Annotated in this window: 16 protein-coding genes and 1 riboswitch; of the genes, 10 read left to right on the forward strand and 6 right to left on the reverse strand. The window is 65.0% G+C overall.

All coding sequences use genetic code 11. From position 1 onward, the window contains the following. Positions 1-48: 48 nt before the first annotated feature. Positions 49-268, reverse strand: a riboswitch (cobalamin riboswitch). A 39-nt stretch (positions 269-307) separates the two neighbouring features. Together cobO and ACR9YP_RS31425 are read left to right on the forward strand one after the other, a co-directional pair. Beyond that, positions 308-943 (forward strand): cob(I)yrinic acid a,c-diamide adenosyltransferase, encoded by a 636-nt coding sequence (gene cobO / locus ACR9YP_RS31420; RefSeq protein ID WP_438109602.1) that lies wholly within the window; start codon positions 308-310, stop codon positions 941-943. A gap of 12 nt (positions 944-955) precedes the next feature. Next, positions 956-2,404 carry a cobyric acid synthase gene (locus ACR9YP_RS31425; protein ID WP_474217815.1) on the forward strand — a complete coding sequence of 483 codons (1,449 nt, stop codon included), beginning with the start codon at positions 956-958 and terminating at the stop codon, positions 2,402-2,404. Here ACR9YP_RS31425 and cobD read toward each other — a convergent pair. After that, positions 2,393-3,358, reverse strand: coding sequence for a threonine-phosphate decarboxylase CobD (gene cobD / locus ACR9YP_RS31430; RefSeq protein ID WP_370988674.1), 966 nt, complete (start codon positions 3,356-3,358; stop codon positions 2,393-2,395). The genes ACR9YP_RS31425 and cobD overlap by 12 nt on opposite strands. Before the next feature lie 11 nt (positions 3,359-3,369). Continuing rightward, positions 3,370-4,311 carry an adenosylcobinamide-phosphate synthase CbiB gene (cbiB, locus tag ACR9YP_RS31435; protein ID WP_370988675.1) on the reverse strand — a complete coding sequence of 314 codons (942 nt, stop codon included), beginning with the start codon at positions 4,309-4,311 and terminating at the stop codon, positions 3,370-3,372. Between the two features lie 122 nt (positions 4,312-4,433). Here cbiB and cobU point away from each other — a divergent pair, with 122 nt between their 5' ends. From cobU to ACR9YP_RS31465, 6 genes are all read left to right on the forward strand, one after another. Next, positions 4,434-4,937, forward strand: coding sequence for a bifunctional adenosylcobinamide kinase/adenosylcobinamide-phosphate guanylyltransferase (cobU, locus tag ACR9YP_RS31440; RefSeq protein WP_370988676.1), 504 nt, complete (start codon positions 4,434-4,436; stop codon positions 4,935-4,937). Next, positions 4,934-5,716, forward strand: a complete 783-nt coding sequence (gene cobS / locus ACR9YP_RS31445; RefSeq protein ID WP_370988677.1) for an adenosylcobinamide-GDP ribazoletransferase — start codon at positions 4,934-4,936, stop codon at positions 5,714-5,716. Before cobU ends, cobS begins: the two co-directional genes overlap by 4 nt. Before the next feature lie 4 nt (positions 5,717-5,720). Next, a complete protein-coding gene (gene bluB / locus ACR9YP_RS31450; RefSeq protein ID WP_438109604.1) occupies positions 5,721-6,353 on the forward strand; it encodes a 5,6-dimethylbenzimidazole synthase in 633 nt (210 codons plus the stop codon). Between the two features lie 200 nt (positions 6,354-6,553). After that, a complete protein-coding gene (locus ACR9YP_RS31455; RefSeq protein WP_438109605.1) occupies positions 6,554-7,588 on the forward strand; it encodes an ABC transporter substrate-binding protein in 1,035 nt (344 codons plus the stop codon). Further along, positions 7,585-10,278, forward strand: coding sequence for a hybrid sensor histidine kinase/response regulator (locus ACR9YP_RS31460; RefSeq protein ID WP_474217816.1), 2,694 nt, complete (start codon positions 7,585-7,587; stop codon positions 10,276-10,278). Before ACR9YP_RS31455 ends, ACR9YP_RS31460 begins: the two co-directional genes overlap by 4 nt. A 265-nt stretch (positions 10,279-10,543) precedes the next feature. Further along, positions 10,544-10,711, forward strand: coding sequence for a hypothetical protein (locus ACR9YP_RS31465; RefSeq protein WP_438109606.1), 168 nt, complete (start codon positions 10,544-10,546; stop codon positions 10,709-10,711). Between the two features lie 207 nt (positions 10,712-10,918). Here the strand turns inward: ACR9YP_RS31465 and ACR9YP_RS31470 are convergent, their stop codons facing one another. Both ACR9YP_RS31470 and ACR9YP_RS31475 read right to left on the reverse strand, forming a co-directional pair. Beyond that, positions 10,919-11,395, reverse strand: a complete 477-nt coding sequence (locus ACR9YP_RS31470; RefSeq protein ID WP_370988683.1) for a hypothetical protein — start codon at positions 11,393-11,395, stop codon at positions 10,919-10,921. A gap of 212 nt (positions 11,396-11,607) precedes the next feature. Further along, positions 11,608-12,534, reverse strand: a complete 927-nt coding sequence (locus tag ACR9YP_RS31475; protein WP_438109607.1) for a LysR family transcriptional regulator — start codon at positions 12,532-12,534, stop codon at positions 11,608-11,610. Between the two features lie 129 nt (positions 12,535-12,663). Between ACR9YP_RS31475 and ACR9YP_RS31480 the strand changes: the two genes are divergently transcribed. Both ACR9YP_RS31480 and ACR9YP_RS31485 read left to right on the forward strand, forming a co-directional pair. Next, positions 12,664-13,602 carry a ring-cleaving dioxygenase gene (locus ACR9YP_RS31480; protein WP_474217817.1) on the forward strand — a complete coding sequence of 313 codons (939 nt, stop codon included), beginning with the start codon at positions 12,664-12,666 and terminating at the stop codon, positions 13,600-13,602. Continuing rightward, complete coding sequence (locus ACR9YP_RS31485; RefSeq protein ID WP_474217818.1) at positions 13,599-14,225, forward strand: alpha/beta hydrolase; 627 nt, start codon at positions 13,599-13,601, stop codon at positions 14,223-14,225. The genes ACR9YP_RS31480 and ACR9YP_RS31485 overlap by 4 nt, the downstream gene beginning before the upstream one ends. Before the next feature lie 41 nt (positions 14,226-14,266). On the opposite strand, the gene ACR9YP_RS31490 is transcribed toward ACR9YP_RS31485, so the two are convergent. Together ACR9YP_RS31490 and ACR9YP_RS31495 are read right to left on the reverse strand one after the other, a co-directional pair. Next, the gene (locus ACR9YP_RS31490; RefSeq protein ID WP_474217819.1) at positions 14,267-15,241 is read right to left on the reverse strand and encodes a magnesium transporter CorA family protein; all 975 of its coding nucleotides are present in this window, start codon (positions 15,239-15,241) and stop codon (positions 14,267-14,269) included. Positions 15,242-15,776: 535 nt separating this feature from the next. Then, complete coding sequence (locus tag ACR9YP_RS31495) at positions 15,777-16,583, reverse strand: aldo/keto reductase (RefSeq protein ID WP_474217820.1); 807 nt, start codon at positions 16,581-16,583, stop codon at positions 15,777-15,779. Positions 16,584-16,618 lie beyond the last annotated feature (35 nt).

A 16,618-nucleotide genomic window follows, 5' to 3' on the forward strand; every position in this document is an offset into this window, starting at 1 on the left:
ACTTTCCAGGGGCCCGTTTCCCCGTCGCGGAACACCCCGTCCGCCGGTCCAAAATCGTCCGCGCTGGCAGGTCTCCCGGCTTGCGGAGCAGGGTCTTGCCCTTCGATCCCCGCCTTCCCGATCCCGTTAGGGATCAGTGGCTTCGGGCATCTCTCCGGTCACGGTCGCGGGGGCGGCTGCATTTTGGACCCAAATCTTGCCGATTCGGACCCTATCGCATTCCCTCTTCGCCTGTCATAGGACAGGAACCAACGCGGGCCCACCATTTGCCGCTGGCCGCCACTTGTCAAGCCGAAGGACTGGTACGATGACGCCTGAACCGGAGACCCAAACGGGCGAGGAAACCGACGCCCGCCACGCTGCGAAAATGGCGAAGAAGAAGGCCGCCCGCGACAAGATCATGGCGACCAAGAGCGGCGAAAAAGGCCTCATCATCGTCCACACCGGCGCCGGCAAGGGCAAGTCGTCCTCCGCCTTCGGCATGATCGTCCGCTGCGTCGCCCATGGCTTCCCCTGCGCGGTCGTGCAGTTCATCAAGGGCGCCTGGGATACCGGCGAGCGGCGCCTGCTCACCGGCCATTTCGGCGATCTCTGCCAGTTCCACGCAATGGGCGAAGGTTTTACCTGGGAAACGCAGGACCGCGCCCGCGACATCGCCGCCGCGCGCGCCGGCTGGGAGAAGGCCAAGGAGCTGATATCAGATCCCAACCTGCGCATGGTCGTGCTCGACGAGATCAACATTGCGCTGCGCTACGACTATCTCGATATCGCCGAGGTCGTCGAATTCCTCACCACGCAGAAGCCGCCGATGACGCATGTCGTCCTCACCGGGCGAAACGCCAAGGACGAACTGATCGAGATCGCCGACCTCGTCACCGAGATGACGCTGGTCAAACATCCCTTCCGCTCCGGCATCAAAGCGCAAGCCGGCGTCGAATTCTGAGACCATCTCGCTATGGCGCGCGCGCTGATGATCCAAGGGGCCGGCTCGGACGTGGGCAAGTCGCTCATCGTTGCCGGCCTGGCGCGCGCCTTCACGCGACGTGGCCTGCGCGTGCTCCCGTTCAAGCCGCAGAACATGTCGAACAATGCGGCCGTCACCGTTGACGGCGGCGAGATCGGCCGCGCCCAGGCGCTGCAGGCGCTCGCCGCCGGCGTCGAGCCGCACACCGACATGAACCCGGTGCTGCTCAAGCCCGAGACCGATGTCGGCGCGCAGGTCATCGTCCACGGCAAGCGCATCGCAACCGCCCGTGCACGTGACTATGCGGCGATGAAACCTTCGCTGATGGGCGCCGTGCTGGAGAGCTTTGAGCGGCTGAAGGCACGCGCCGATCTCGTGCTGGTCGAGGGCGCGGGCAGCCCGGCCGAAGTGAACCTGCGCAAGGCCGACATCGCCAATATGGGTTTTGCGCGCAAGGCAGACGTGCCCGTCGTGCTCGTCGGCGACATCGACCGCGGCGGCGTCATCGCCCAGCTCGTCGGCATCAAGGCGGTGATCGATCCCGATGATGCCGCGATGATCCAGGGTTTTGTCATCAACAAGTTCCGCGGCGATCCCACGCTGTTCGACGACGGCTACAGGCTGATCGAAGCGAGGACTGCGTGGCGCGGCCTCGGCGTGCTGCCCTGGTTCGCGCGCGCCGGCGAGCTGCCGGCCGAGGACGCGCTGGGCCTGCGCGATGCGCGAAAGCCGGGCCAATGCAAGATCGCCTGTCTCGCGTTATCGCGGATCGCCAATTTCGACGATCTCGATCCGCTCAAGCTCGAACCGGGCGTCGATCTCGTCATGGTGCGTCCGGGCGAAGCGATTCCTGGCGATGTCAGGCTCGTCATCATCCCCGGCTCAAAATCCACCCGCGGCGATCTCGCCTTTTTGCGGGCGCAGGGCTGGGACATCGATCTGCTCGCACATCACCGCCGGGGCGGCCATGTGCTCGGCCTCTGCGGTGGCTATCAGATGCTCGGACATAGAGTCGCTGATCCCGATGGCATCGAGGGCCCTGCGGGCGACACGCCGGGCCTCGGGCTGCTGGACGTGACAACGGTGATGAGCCCGCAGAAGACGTTGACGCGGGTCGCGGCCGTGCATGCCGCCACGGATCAGCCGATCGAGGCCTACGAGATCCACATCGGCCGCACCGATGGGCCCGACCGTGCGCGGCCGTTTGCGAAACTGAACGGCGAGCCGGAAGGCGCGATCTCGCGCGATGGCCGCGTGCAGGGCAGCTATTTGCACGGCCTGTTCACGTCGGATGATTTCCGCAAGGCGTTCTTGGCAAAACTCGATATTCCCGCAGGCGACGAGCCCTATCACGCCAGGGTCGAGAACGCGCTCGATGCCCTCGCCGATCACATCGAAAAGCATCTCGATGTCGAAGGATTGCTCGCGCTAGCGCGTTAGCACCTCGGCAAGGCGCATCCATTCGGATTCGCTGCCGGGAAGTCCGAGGCGCAGCCATGCCGGCTCTCTCGCAAAGACGCGCGACCAGATTTGGCGACGCGCGAGTTTTTCCTGCGCGGCGCGCGCGTCAGGCGTTCCATAAAGACGAAACAAGGGCGTGCCGCCGACAAGCGTCCAGCCTTGCGACTGCGCCATGGCGTCGAGGCGAGCACAGTCGCGTGCGAGCCGCGCTGACGTAGCCTCGGCCCAGGCATCATCGCGCAAGGCGCGGCAGCCAATCGCGATCGCTGCCCCCGAGACCGGCCATGGACCCGACATCGATGCAAGCTTGCCAATATCGGCCGCATTGCCGAGCGCGAACCCAAGCCGCAGCCCGGCAAGGCCATAGAACTTTCCGAAAGAGCGCAGCACCAACAGTCCCGGCCGATCTGCCTGCGAAGCAAGCGACAGCTGCGGAACGGCGTCGGCAAAGCTCTCGTCGATCACGAGACGGCCGACGCGCGGCAGCAATGCCAGCAAGTCCTTCGGCGTATGGCGGCGGCCATCGGGATTGTTGGGATTGACGATGATCGCGAGGTCTGCGCCGGCCAGCGCGTCGAGCCCCGAGACCTCCTGGACATCCCAGCCCGCAGCCGACAGGACCCCGGCATATTCATTGTAGGTCGGCGCGAGGATGCGCGCGCGACCGGCTGGCGCCAGTTGCGGCAGCAATTGAATGGCGGCCTGTGCACCGCCCATCGCTGTAACAGGTGCGCTCGTGCGATAGGCGTGCTGCGCGGCTTGAAGCAAGGCATCGACCTCGGCGCGCGAGGGCAACGCGCTCCAGGCGCGCGGGCTTACCTCGCCCATGGGATAAGGCAGGCGGTTGATCCCTGTCGAGAGGTCGATCCAATCCTCAGCGCGTCCGCCAAAACGCTGCTGGGCCTGATCGAGATTTCCACCGTGCTCGCGCATGCCCCGTTGTTTCACGCGAAGGCCAGGATCGCAAGCACCCCCGCGAGAAGCAGCATGGACCTGCGATAGACCGCCAATCCGTGATTGATGTCCGCAGCGAGCGGATCGCGCGCGTCTTCGTTGAGCCAGGGCTCGTTCGTGATGCTGCCGTGATAGATGCGCGGACCGCTGAGGCGCACGCCGAGCGCCCCCGCCATGGCCGCTTCCGGCCAGCCGGCGTTCGGCGAGCGATGGCGGCCCGCATCGCGGCTCATGCACGCCAGCGCCTCCGATCGCCAAGGCGCCAGCAACACGAATAGAAATCCGGTCAGGCGCGCCGGAATGAAGTTGGCGATATCGTCGATGCGCGCCGCGGCCCAGCCGAAAGTTTCGTGTCGCTCGCTGCGATGGCCGATCATGGAGTCGAGCGTGTTGATGGCCTTGTAGCCGAGGATGCCGGGCAAGCCGAACAGCGCGCCCCAAAACACGGGCGCCACGATGCCGTCGGAGGCGTTCTCGGCAAGGCTCTCGATCGCCGCGCGCGCGATGCCGGGCTCATCGAGCGCCGCGGGATCACGGCCGACGATACGCGAGACCGCGTCGCGCGCAGCGGTGATGTCGCCGGCCTGCAAGGGATTTGCGACCGCCGCGACATGATCGTGCAGCGAGCGCAGCGCGACCAGCGGCCAGGCCAGGACGCCGACCAACACGATCTGGATCCAGCCCGAGGGAAGCAAGGACTGAAGCATCCAGCCGACCGCAACGGAGAGCGCGATCACCACGAGCGCGCCGGCAATGCCCGCGCCGCGGCGAAGCGCCGGCGGATCAGACGCGCGATTCCAGGCGGCATCGATGGCGCCGATCAGCCGCCCCAGCCAGGTCACGGGGTGGCCGATCCGCGCGAACAGCCACGACGGCCAGCCCAAGAGAGCATCCACCGCCATCGCCACCACCATCGCGCCCGCAAAGCCCACGCCTGCCTCCTGTCCCGCCCCTGTTGCGCAAAGCGAAGGCAGAGCGCAAGCCCCTACAGGCCTGATTTCGGCTTTGTCTTTGGCCGTGTTTGGTGATTAGTCAGGGCTGATAGGAGACCTTCATGGCCGTCATCTTGATCACGGGCGGAGCGCGATCGGGCAAGAGCACGCGTGCGGAAACACGCGCGAAGGCCTTTTCCGGCCGGCCCGTCTATATCGCGACGGCCGAGGCGCTCGATGCCGAAATGGAGGCGCGCATCGCCAGGCATCGCGCTCGCCGCGGAACCGACTGGCTCGAACGCGAAGTGCCGCTTGATCTCGTGCAGGTGCTGGTCGCAAGCGATGGCGGCGGCGCACGGCTGGTGGACTGCCTGACACTCTGGCTCTCCAACCTGATGCATGCGGAGCGCGACTGGGAGAGCGAGGTAAAGGAGCTTGCCGCCACCCTGCTTCATCTCAAGAGCCCGGTCGTGCTCGTCACCAACGAGGTCGGTCTCGGCATCGTACCTGACAACGCCCTGGCACGCAGCTTTCGCGACGCCGCCGGAATCATGAATCAGATCATTGCTGGTGTCGCGGACGAGGTCGAGTTCGTCGTCGCCGGCCTGCCGATGAAATTGAAATGATGCCGCGCGCCGAACTTTTGAAAGACGTCGTCGCCGATCTCAGGATGGCGGCATCGTTCGTCACGATCCTCCCGGTAGCATCGTCGAAGCCCGCAGGCGACGGCGCCATCGCGCGTGCAACCTGGGCCCTGCCCGTCGCGGGACTGCTGGTCGGCCTTGCCGGCGCGTTGGTCTATAAGATCGCCAGCCGGTTCGGACTGACACCAAACCTTGCCGCCCTGCTCGCGCTGGCCGCGACCGCCCTCATCACCGGCGCGCTGCACGAGGACGGACTTGCCGATACCGCCGATGGGCTGGGCGGCGGCCGGACGCGCGAGCGCAAGCTCGAGATCATGCGCGACAGCCGGATCGGGACGTACGGCGTCTGCGCGCTGATCCTGTCGTTCGGCCTGCGCTGGAGTGCGCTCGCCACGATCGCCAATCCGTGGGCGGTCACGTTGGCGCTGTGCGCGGCGCACATCGCTGCCCGCGCCGGCGTGCCGGCCTTCATGTCGCTGGTCCCTCCGGCGCGGCCGGATGGGCTTTCGGCGAGCGCGGGGCCACCGCCGGGCCGCAGTGTCGCCATCGCCTTCGCACTTGGGACGCTCGCTCTCGCCCTCGCGCTCGGGCCGGGCAAGGCGCTGGTCGGCCTGATCCTGCTGTCGCTCGCCGGGTTCATGCTGGCGCGACTTGCCATCCGCCAGATCGGCGGGCAGACCGGCGACATCCTCGGCGCGTTCGAGCAGCTCGGTGAGATCCTGATCCTGCTGGTCGCAGCAGCCTTCCAGATGGGACGCTGACCTCATGGTCGAGTTCGACGATACCTTCCGTCAGCATTTACGCGAGCTGTTTGTGTGGCGCCGCGACGTGCGCCGCTTCCGCAGCGATCCGCTGCCGGAGGGGGCCATCACGCGACTGATCGAGACCGCCTGCCTGTCGCCGTCGGTTGGGCTCAGCCAGCCCTGGCGTTTCGTCACCGTCGACGATGCCGCACGGCGCCGTGCCGTAATCGACGATTTCAGGACATGCAATGCCGATGCGCTCAATTGCTACTCCGGAGAGCGCGCGGCGCGCTATGCGACGCTGAAACTGTCGGGCCTCGAACAGGCGCCTGGCCATCTCGCGGTGTTCGCGGACAAGGCCAGCGATATCGGCCACGGCCTCGGCCGCGCCACCATGCCGGAAACGACGGAATATTCCGTGGTCGCTGCGATCACCGCGATGTGGCTCTCAGCGCGTGCCGAGGGCATCGGTATCGGCTGGGTTTCGATCCTGACCCCCGCGCGCATTCACGCCGCTCTCGACGTGCCAAATTCCTGGAAGTTCATCGCCTATCTCTGCATCGGCTATCCGGAGGCCGAATGCGACCAGCCGGAGCTTGAGCAGGCGAAATGGGAGCACCGGCGCAGTGCGGACGAGTTCACGCTGCGGCGCTAATAGCGACCAGCGCATCGAAACGCGCGATGCTTGAAGGTGAAGGTCAGGTCCGAAATCGCGACTCGTTGCGGCGTATGATTGCGATGCTAGCCCTCCGAAGCTTGCGAATGACCGTTCACATGCGCTTTTCATCAATTGTGGGCACCGGGCTTTCGCGCTAAGCATCAAGCTCGGGACAAAGCCATCGTGCAACGAATTCCATGACCGAGCGGTCTTTCGTTTCAGTGGAGGTCGACCGCCGCGGCTTCATTCGCCTTGCCGGCGCGACCGCCGCGGGATGGCTCGCGCTCGGCGCGACGTCGGATCGCATGCGAATCGTCGCCTCGCTGACCGCATTGCCGCTCGACGAAGAGCTGACCAGACGGAGTATGATCGACGCCGCGACATCCCGCCTGGGCGGCCTCATCGTCGGCTTGAGACAGCGAGGCTGGGTCGAAGGCGTCAACTTCCGCCTCGAGGTCCGCTCGACCTTCGGCGCACCGGACAGACTGGAGACGGCGGTTCAGGAGCTGCTCGACCTCAAGCCGGACGTGATCCTGACCGGCTCGACGATCGAAACCGCGGCCGTCTTTGCAGCCACCAAGACCATTCCGATCGTTTTCGCCACCGCCAACGATCCCGTCGGCAACGGCTTCGTCGAAAGCCTCGCGCACCCCGGCGGCAACGTCACCGGCTTTACCAACAGCACCGCCGAGATGGGCGGCAAATGGCTTCAGCTGATCCGCGAGGCCGTGCCTGATGTCGCGCGTGTCGGCATCCTGTTCAACCCGGCGACCACCCCGCGCGGCGGGCGTTTCTTCCTCGAATCGATCGAGCAGGAAGCCGCGGCGTCCGGCGTATCCGCGATCCCCGCGCCCGTCAACGCACCGGCGGAGATCGATGACACCATCAGGCGTTTTTCCGACCCGCCCAAGGCGGCGATGGTTGCGCTCGTTGACAGCTTTCTCGTGGTGAACCGGAAAGCGGTCGTCACGGCGGCGGCGAACCATCGCGTGCCCACGATCTATCCGTTCCATTATTTCATGGATGCGGGCGGGCTGATGAGCTACGGGCCGACACTCGAAGTGCGCTCGGCCGATTATGTCGATCTCATCCTGCGCGGCACCAAGGCCGGCGATCTGCCGGTGCAATCGCCGCGGAAATACGAGCTGCTGATCAACCGCACGGTCGCCCGCACACTGGGACTGACGATACCATTCACGCTGCTCGCCCGCGCCGACGAGATCCGCGAGTGAACGAGGCGGTCGACCAGGGACAGTTGCGGACGCCTCCCGGCCGGCTGTTCAGAAAATATCTCTACTCGATCGTCGCCCTCGCCTTTGCCGCGCTTGCCATCAACACCGGCTTCGACGTCTGGTTCTCCTATCGCGAGCAGAAGCAGCTGCTGGCGGCAACCCAGCGCGAGCAGGCGGCATCCGCGGCCATTCAGATCGGCCAGTTCATCGGCCAGATCGAGAGCCAGATCAGATGGCTCTCGCGCCTGCCCCCGGAGCTGTCGACCAACGAGGACGAGCGGCTGAACGCCATCCGTCTCCTGCGTCTCTCGCCTGCGATCGCGGAAATCGCCGAGCTCGACTCGCAGGGCCGCGAGCAGGTGCGCGTATCGCGCCGCGTCGCCGACAGGATCGGCAGCAAGGACGACCTCTCCGCTTCGCCCGCCTTCCGCGGCGCCATTGAAAGCCGGGCCTATTACGGACCCGTCTACTTCTTCGGCGATACCGAGCCGTTCATGACGCTCGCGACGCGCGGCACCGGCCGCGCTCCCGACGTGATCGTTGCCGAGGTCAATCTGCGCTTCATCTGGGATCTCGTCGCCGGGATCAGGGTCGGCAACACCGGCAAAGCCTATGTGGTCGACCGCATGGGTGTGTTGATCGCGCATCCTGACCTGTGGCGGGCGCTGCAGCGCAGTGATCTCTCCGGCCACGCCGATGTCCGTGCTGCGCTCGACGGCGTCGGCCCACCCTCGGGCGGCCTGGTCAAGGAGGATCTGTCCGGCCAACGCGTGCTGTCGACCTATGCGACGGTACCCTCGCTCGGCTGGCTGGTGTTCGTCGAGCTGCCGCTCACCGAAGCCTACGCGCCGATCTACGCTTCGATCGGCCGCTCGACGTTTCTCCTGGTCATCCTGCTGGCCTTCGCAGTCCTCGTGTCGCTGTGGCTCAGCCGGCGCATGAGCGTGCCGATCCAGATCCTGACGCAGGGCGCGCGGCGGATCGGCAGCGGCGATCTCGGCCAGCGGCTCGCGATCAAGACCGGTGACGAGCTCGAAGCGCTCGGCGACCAGTTCAACCGTATGGCCGCGCACTTGCGCGAATCCTACGCGACGCTCGAGCGCAAGGTGATCGAGCGCACCTCCGAGCTCGAAAAGGCACGCGACCATGCTCTTGCCGAGCACGATGCCGCCGAACGCGCGCGCAGCGCGGCGGTGGCGGCCAACGAGACCAAGTCGCGCTTCCTTGCCGTCGTCAGCCACGAGCTGCGCACGCCGCTGAACGGCGTCATGGGCGTGCTGCAATTGCTGGACGACGGCAGCCTCAGCGAGGTGCAATGCCGCCACCTCGCCACTGCGGCGGCGTCAGGCGAAACGCTGATCGCGCTGGTCGACGCCGTGCTGGAATATGCCCGCCTGGAGGCCGCTACCGAAATGCTGGAGACGCGCGACTTCCGTCTCGACCAGCTCATCGAGGCCGCCGCCGACCTGATGCGTCCGCAGGCCTTCGACAAGGGGCTGACCTTCGACCTCGCCTGCCATGCGACGGTCAACACGTCCGTGCACGGCGATCCTGTCAGGCTCAATCGCATCCTGCTCAATCTGATCGGCAACGCGATCAAGTTCACGGCAAGCGGCGGGATCGGCTTGAGCGCGGCGGCCGAGCGGCGCGACGATCATGTCCTGCTGCGTATTGCCGTTCGCGACACCGGCATCGGCATCGCGCGCGGCCTGCACGAGCGGATTTTTGAGGATTTCGTCCAGGCCGACGACAGCATCGCGCGGCGGTTCGGCGGCACCGGCCTCGGCCTTGCGATCGCGCGGCGCCTCACCCGCCTGATGCGCGGCGAGCTGACGGTTGAGAGCGCGCCGGGCGCGGGCAGCACTTTCACGCTTGAAGTGCCGATTGGCCTCGCCGGAAACGGCGGCGCGCCGGGCGCACTGCCGCCGCCGTCGCACCAGCTCCGCGTGCTGCTGGTCGACGACGATCCCGTCAATTGCGAGGTCGGCGAAGCCATGCTGAACCGGCTCGGCCATAGCCCCATGATCGCCACGAACGGCGCCTCGGCCGTCGCACTCGCCCGCGATCAGGCGTTCGACGTCATCCTGATGGACCTGCACATGCCCGACATGGACGGCGTGGAGGCGGCGTCGCGGATCGGCAAGCTCGGTCTGCCGAAGATGCCGCGCATCATCGCCGTGACCGCCGACGTGTCCAGCAGCGCCCGCGAACGGCTCGCCGGCGCCGACATCGCCAAGGTCGTCAGCAAGCCGATCCTGATCAACGCGCTGCGCGAGGCGATCGAGGATGATCCGGCGCTGGAGACGACCGCAACACAGCTTGCGGCCGGCGCGTTGATCGATCGGCATTTTCTCGACGACCAGAAAGAACTTTTGGGCCCGGCGCAAATCGAAAAGCTCCACCACTTGCTGGAAACGACGAGCGCAAAGCTGATCGAGGACATAGACAGAGCAGCGACGGCCGGCGATTCCAAGCGGCTGGCGCGATCCGCGCATCAACTCGGCAGTGCCGCCGGCGCGCTCGGACTCGTTCGCCTGTTCGAGCACTGCCGCGACGTCGAGCTGGCGGCGCCCTCAATGTCCCTGCCCGAGTGCGAGGACGCTGCCCGCGAACTCGCCGCGCTTCGAGAGGCGTCGATGCGCGCGCTGAACGATCTGCTCCGGCCGGCCGAGCAGCATTCGGGGAGCTAGCCGACCCCCGGGTCGACTGATCCCGAGTCATCAATCTGACCCTACCTCAGTATGGTCACGTCATACCCGCGCACAATGGCGACAACCAACTACGTCGTGCTAGCTATGAACGCAGAGTGAAAAGCAACGGAACCGGCCCCGCGAGCCGGCAGTTGCAGGACAAGTCCGGCGGCGTAACGCCCGCCGGCCTTTCTCCTGATCGAACGGCGCGATGCCGCTCCAGTACTTGATGTCTACTGTCACAGTTGGCTGCAGAGAGTACGCCATGAGAAACATCGCCGATCTCCTCGTGCGGTTTTGGCAAGGGAGCCAGCCCGCTTCCGATACTCAGGTTGCGGCTGTGGCCGAAAATCGAGATCGATCCAGCATGGCCGATTTTGTCCGCATCCTGCAGGCCTACGATCAGGATCAGTGGGGCGACCGCATCCGTTGACCACGACAGCTGAATTGCACATTGACCTCTGCGAGTCCCGGGCGCGCACCGCTGACGATGGTACGGTCAGCTGGCCAAGCTAGATCAATCTTACGATTCCAGTTGGTCCTTCAGCAGGTCGCCCGGCCGGCAAGGTGCCGCCGGCCGGGCCAACACGCCGCACAAGGGATCAACATCCTTCGTGTGGGGCCTGTGAACATTGCGCTGTCATGAGCCGGGCGTTTTAACGACGAGCTTTATGTTGAGCAGGTTGACGCCTTTGAATGGGTTCGGCGCGCTTTCGATTGTTCCCGTACCCGTGGCGTTCGCATAAGCACCTGTGCCCGACAGGATCGTGTACTCGCCCGTTGATTTGCCGTCTTTGGCCGAGCCGGTGTAGCGCGCGGTAATCGAGCCTTCCTCGAACGTGTAAGTGCTATAGCCGAAGAAGGGGCCCGACCCTTTGAGCAAATCCGAAGTGTTGACGAACTCCTTCACGCCGATACGGCCATCGCTGAAGACGGCGACTCCAAAGAATTTACCGGACACAACCGTCTGTCCTTCGACGTTTGCGGCCTCTATGACCTTGAGGTCGATCGGCTTTGTGACCAGCTTGAACTCGAGCACCCGCTCGCCGGCTACGGCGGTTGACGCCGCGACGGTCAATGCCACGCCAGAAAGGAAAAAGGTGAGAGACTTCCGCATGGGCTCCTCCTGCGCTTGTTGAAATCAAGTCGAGAAGGCCGGCGAGCTACACATCATGCCGCCGCTATTCGCAGCGGCACGAAGAGAGCCCTCGGCGACGCCCCGGCAGCGGCTGACGCTCTCTGGTCCTAAGCGCGAAGTCGGGACGCAAGTATGAGTCCCCAGCGATCGGAAGAAAGTTCAGCTTTCCGTCACGGTATAATAGTATCCGGTCACCTAGCCTCCGCACGTCTGCGTCCGCCGGCTTCGTTCTCGTCGCGGCCAAAACGTTCGACCAGAAAATCGATGAACAGCCGCACCTTCACCGACAAATGCCGCGTCGGCGGATAGACCGCATAGAGCGCGAGTGGCGGCGCGAAATAATTGTCCAGCACCGTCTGCAGCTCCCCCTTCCGCAAGGCATCGACGGCGACGAACTCGGGCAGCAGCGCGAGCCCCCTGCCCTTGATCGCAACGTCGCGCAGCACCTCGGCGTTGTTGACGCAGAGCGACCAGGCCGGCTGGATCCAGTGATCGCCGTCCGCGCCGGTCAGCTTCCACTGATTGCCGGTGAGCAGGAAACCGTAGGTCAGCGAGGCGTGCTCGCGCAGATCCTGCGGATGCTTTGGCGTGCCGTGACGCGCAAGATAATCCGGCGAAGCGCAGATCATGCGCGCGATCGGCATGATCTTGCGCGCGATCAGGCTGGAGGATTCCAGCTCCGCGATCCGCAAAGTGACATCGAAGCCGTCCTGGACGGGATCGAGCAGATCGTCGCTGAGCACGATCTGGAGCTGAAGCTCGGGATAGCGCGCCATGAAATCGGCAAGCACGGGACCTAACCGCATGGTGCCGAACGACATCGGCGCGTTGACGCGGAGCAGCCCCCGCGGAGCCGATTGAGCCTGCGTCACCGCCTGGTCGGCAGCCTCGATCTCCGAGAGGATCACGACCGCGCGCTCGAAATAGCGCTGGCCATTCTCGGTCGGGCTCGCGTGCCGCGTGGTCCGGTTCAGAAGCTGGACGCCGAGGCTCTCCTCGAGGTCGGCGATGTATTTGCTGATCGCCGAGCGCGACAGCCGCAACTGCCGGCCGGCTTCGGCAAAGCTGCCGCTCTCGACCACTTTTACGAAGGCCCGGAGGCTGCCGAGCTTATCCAAGAGCCGGCCCCAGCGATTGTTTCCAAATCATAGACATAGCCGTCATATTTGCATGGATTGTCCCCAATCCAAAGCGGAACGATATTTCCGGCCAGAGCAAGACCGCTCCCCGAATTTTGGAGGACGACAATGTCTGGACTGCACCATGTCACCGCGATCGCCGGCGACCCCATCCGCAATTTTGGCTTTTACACCCGGGACCTCGGCCTGCGCTTCGTCAAGAAGACGGTCAATTTCGACGATCCCGGCACCTACCACTTCTATTATGGCGACGAGACCGGCCGGCCCGGAACCATCCTGACCTTCTTCCCATGGGCGGGCGTTTCGGCAGGCCGTCGCGGCGTCGGCGAAACCCATCAGACCGCCTTCCGGGTGCCGCAGCGCTCGCTTGGGTATTGGACGCAGCGCTTTACCGAGAAGGGCATTCGTTACGAGGCGCTGGAGAAGCGGTTTGGCGAGTCCGTGCTGCCGTTCACCGACCCTGATGGCATGGCGCTCGCGCTGGTTGGCATCCCCGGTGCCGAGAACGAACCCGGCTGGAGCAATGGCGAGGTGCCGGCCGAGCATGCGATCCGCGGCTTCCACGGCGTGACGCTGCTGCTCGACAGCGCGGCGAAGACAGCCGCGGTTCTCACCGACGTGCTCGGCTTCAAGGAGACCGGACGCGAGGGCTCGGTGATCCGCTTCAAGGCGCCGGGCGATGCCGAAGGCAGCGTCGTCGACATCTACGAAGCCAAGGGCTTTTTGCGCGGGCATCAGGGCGGCGGCTCTGTCCATCACATCGCCTTCCGTGCAGCCGACGACGCCGAGCAGGGCAAGATGGCCGAGAGGCTCGTGAACAATCACGGCCTGCACCCGACCGAGCAGAGGGACCGCAACTACTTCCGCTCGATCTACTTCCGCGAACCCGGCGGCGTGCTGTTCGAGATCGCGACCGACATCCCCGGCTTTGCCGTCGACGAACCCGTCGCGACCTTGGGACGCGACCTGAAGCTGCCGAGCTTCCTCGAACAACACCGCAAGCAGATCGAGGGCGTGCTGCCGAACCTGGAAGAGACCGTGTCATGACCGAAAGTGCATTCATCCATCGCTTTGAGCCCGCGGCCAACGCGGGCTCCCCTCCTCTGCTGCTGCTGCACGGCACCGGCGGCGACGAGAACGACCTGCTCGGCCTCGGCCGCATGATCTCGCCCGGCTCCGCCCTGCTCTCGCCGCGCGGCCGCGTGCTCGAACACGGCATGCCGCGCTTCTTCCGCCGCCTCGCCGAGGGCGTGTTCGACGAGGACGATTTGCGCCGCCGCGCGAACGAACTCGGCGACTTCGTCACGGAGGCGCGGCAACGTTACAGCATCGCGGCGCCCGTCGCGGTCGGCTTCTCCAACGGTGCCAACATCGCCGCAGCGCTGTTGCTGCTGAAGCCGGAGGTGCTGGCAGGCGCGATCCTGTTGCGCGCCATGGTGCCACTGTCGGATCCTCCCAAGGCCGCGCTTGGCGGCAAGCCCGTTCTGCTCCTCTCGGGACAGGCCGATCCGATCGTGCCGGCGAGCAATTCAGCCCATCTCGCGGCTCTGCTCTCGCAAGCAGGTGCGAGCGTGACGCACAAGGTCCTGCCGGCAGGCCATCAATTGTCGCAAGCCGACGTGACGCTGGCCCGCGACTGGATCGGCAACATCGACGCCAAGGCAGCATGATCAAACAACGGCGCATCGTTTTCAAACGGTGCGCCGCCGCTTCAATCGAACCAGCCGCGCCGCTTGAACCAGATCAGCGGCAGCACGCCACTGGCAATGATCGCGAGCCAGGCCAGCGGATAGCCGAAGATCCAGTCCAGCTCGGGTATGTGCCTGAAGTTCATGCCCCAGATGCCGACCAGGATGGTCGGCGGCACGCCGACGACGGACACGATCGTCAGGATCTTGAACAGCTCGTTCTGCTGGATGTTGACGAAGCCGAGCACCGCATCGAGCAGCAGCTGGATCTTGTCGGACAGTCGCGTCTCGTAGTCACTGAGCGAAACGACGTCCTTCGACACCGCCTCGAGGCGCTTCTTCGACGCGGCCTTGATCCATTCGCTGCCGACATCGCCGGCAAACGAGGCGATGCGGCCGACGCCGAGCAGGACGTCGCGCGCCTTGGCCAGCCGATCGGCCAGCTCGCCGATGTTTTCCAGGGCCTCGCGCATCCTCCGGCTGGAGCGCACCGGCCGTTGGGTGCGAATCAGCCCGCCCTTGAAGACGCCCCGCGAGAGCCTGTCGACCTTGCCGCCGAGATGCTCGAGAACATCGGCGCCACGCTCGATCATGGCTTCGAGCAGGCTGGTGAACACGCACATGCCGTTCTCCAGGCTGTCGTCGGAGCCGATGCGCTTGCCGACGTCATCGAAGATCGGCAGCTCGGCGAAGCGCACCGTCACCAGCACGCGCGGGCCGATGACGAATCCCACCGGCGTGATCTCCGCCTCGTTGTCCTCGGAGAGCCGGACCGCCGGCGAGCTGAGATAGAGGGTACCGTGGTCGAGGATCAGCCGGCTCGACGCCTCGATCGCGCTGAGGGACTCCTTGGACGGAATACATATCCTGAGCAGCCGTTCGACGAACTGCTTTTCCTCTTCAGTCGCGTTCAAGAGATCAGCCCAGATGACCTCCGAGGGCATTTCCGCGCCGATGCTCTGCCAATCGTCGGATGGCCATCTGTACAGCTTGAGCAAGAACCGAACTCCGTGGCCGCATCGTCATGCCGGATGCCGCATCCGGCCGTCATCCGCCCGGCTAACGCATGAGGGTTCCAAACGTTCAATGTCCTTGCGGCGGCAGCGCCCTCCTCATTGGCCTGGACAGTCCGGCTTTTCGGTTTACTTCTTCATTTTGCCACACACGCTTTGGTAGTATCGAGAAAAGTTATCCTTCCAAATGACTCGACAAAGGGGGGCGGACATCCGGCTGGTCCGGACTTAGTCAGCATGAAAAAATGTCCGTACCTCCTGCTCGGTCCGAAGCGGGCCGGCTTTACTCATCGACGGCGAGGCGAAGCCCTTTGACCCTTCCGCCTTTCGTGCCTGCCTCGCCGCCGCGCCCGGCTACTCGATGGGATTTGACGCGGCGATTCGCGACAAATCGATCGCTGATACGGCTTCCTTCCTGCAACGAAGCGTGCGGCCGTAGAAAGAGCGGCGTATTTGTTGCACTTCCGACAGGGCGTAACACGATGCTCGCATCGGGTCCGAGGGACGAAAGGCGCCGGATTCATGTTCTACGCTTTGCTGAGGCTCGGTCGATCGCATCGAAATCGGCCTCACTCAAGCGCCAACCGAGTGCATCGAGATTGGCCCTGGCGTGATGAGGCTTGGTCGCGCCGGGGATGGGAATCACGTGACTGTCGCGCGCCAACAGCCAGTTCAGGGCGACCTGGCTGATGCTGGCGTCGTGCGCGCCGGCAATATCGGCGAGACACGTCTGCAGCGCTTTCGTGTCCATGCTGTCCGACGGCTGCGTGAGGCGGCCGGACGCAAGCGGAAAATATGCTACGAGTGCCACATCGAGCTCACGGCAAGCTTCGAGCACGCCATTTGTTTCCGCTGCTCGTCGGAGCAGGCTGTAGCTGACCTGATTGGCGGCGAGCGGAACGCCTGCCCTTGCGAGGTGATCGGCGATGCGTCGCATCTGGTCCGCATTGAAATTTGCCACGCCGACCGCGCGTGCCTTGCCGGACTTCACCGCTTCGACCAAACCTTCGGCGAACACTCCCACGTCGATCAAGGGCAGCGGATAGTGAACATAGTAGAGATCGATTGTCTCGAGGCCCAGGCGCGCGAGTGAACCGTCAAGCGCGCTCATCAGGCGGCGCGGAGAGGTTCGGCCCGGAAAGGGAAGGAATTTCGATGCTATCACCGCGCGGGTGGGACCGGCGCGCAAGCAGTCCCCCACAACGCGCTCCGAGAAATAGATCTCAGCCGTGTCGATCATGCACGGGCCGGCATCATGAATGGTCCTGTATGTTTCCAACACGGCCCCACGATCGGCACGCTGCCATTTGTTCGTGCCGATGCCCAAGGGCAGCACATCGATGCCGGTTCGACCCAAAGGGC

The organism is Bradyrhizobium sp. BR14999 (genome assembly GCF_056106085.1).

Excerpts from the sequence above, each read along its gene's own strand:
- ACR9YP_RS31465 (WP_438109606.1), top strand. The coding sequence starts at position 10,544 with ATGAGAAACATCGCCGATCTCCTCGTGCGGTTTTGGCAAGGGAGCCAG.
- ACR9YP_RS31425 (WP_474217815.1), top strand. The coding sequence starts at position 956 with ATGGCGCGCGCGCTGATGATCCAAGGGGCCGGCTCGGACGTGGGCAAG.
- ACR9YP_RS31455 (WP_438109605.1), top strand. The coding sequence starts at position 6,554 with ATGACCGAGCGGTCTTTCGTTTCAGTGGAGGTCGACCGCCGCGGCTTC.
- bluB (WP_438109604.1), top strand. The coding sequence starts at position 5,721 with ATGGTCGAGTTCGACGATACCTTCCGTCAGCATTTACGCGAGCTGTTT.
- cobD (WP_370988674.1), bottom strand. The coding sequence starts at position 3,358 with ATGCGCGAGCACGGTGGAAATCTCGATCAGGCCCAGCAGCGTTTTGGC.
- ACR9YP_RS31470 (WP_370988683.1), bottom strand. The coding sequence starts at position 11,395 with ATGCGGAAGTCTCTCACCTTTTTCCTTTCTGGCGTGGCATTGACCGTC.
- cobU (WP_370988676.1), top strand. The coding sequence starts at position 4,434 with ATGGCCGTCATCTTGATCACGGGCGGAGCGCGATCGGGCAAGAGCACG.
- ACR9YP_RS31485 (WP_474217818.1), top strand. The coding sequence starts at position 13,599 with ATGACCGAAAGTGCATTCATCCATCGCTTTGAGCCCGCGGCCAACGCG.
- cobO (WP_438109602.1), top strand. The coding sequence starts at position 308 with ATGACGCCTGAACCGGAGACCCAAACGGGCGAGGAAACCGACGCCCGC.
- cobS (WP_370988677.1), top strand. The coding sequence starts at position 4,934 with ATGATGCCGCGCGCCGAACTTTTGAAAGACGTCGTCGCCGATCTCAGG.
- ACR9YP_RS31480 (WP_474217817.1), top strand. The coding sequence starts at position 12,664 with ATGTCTGGACTGCACCATGTCACCGCGATCGCCGGCGACCCCATCCGC.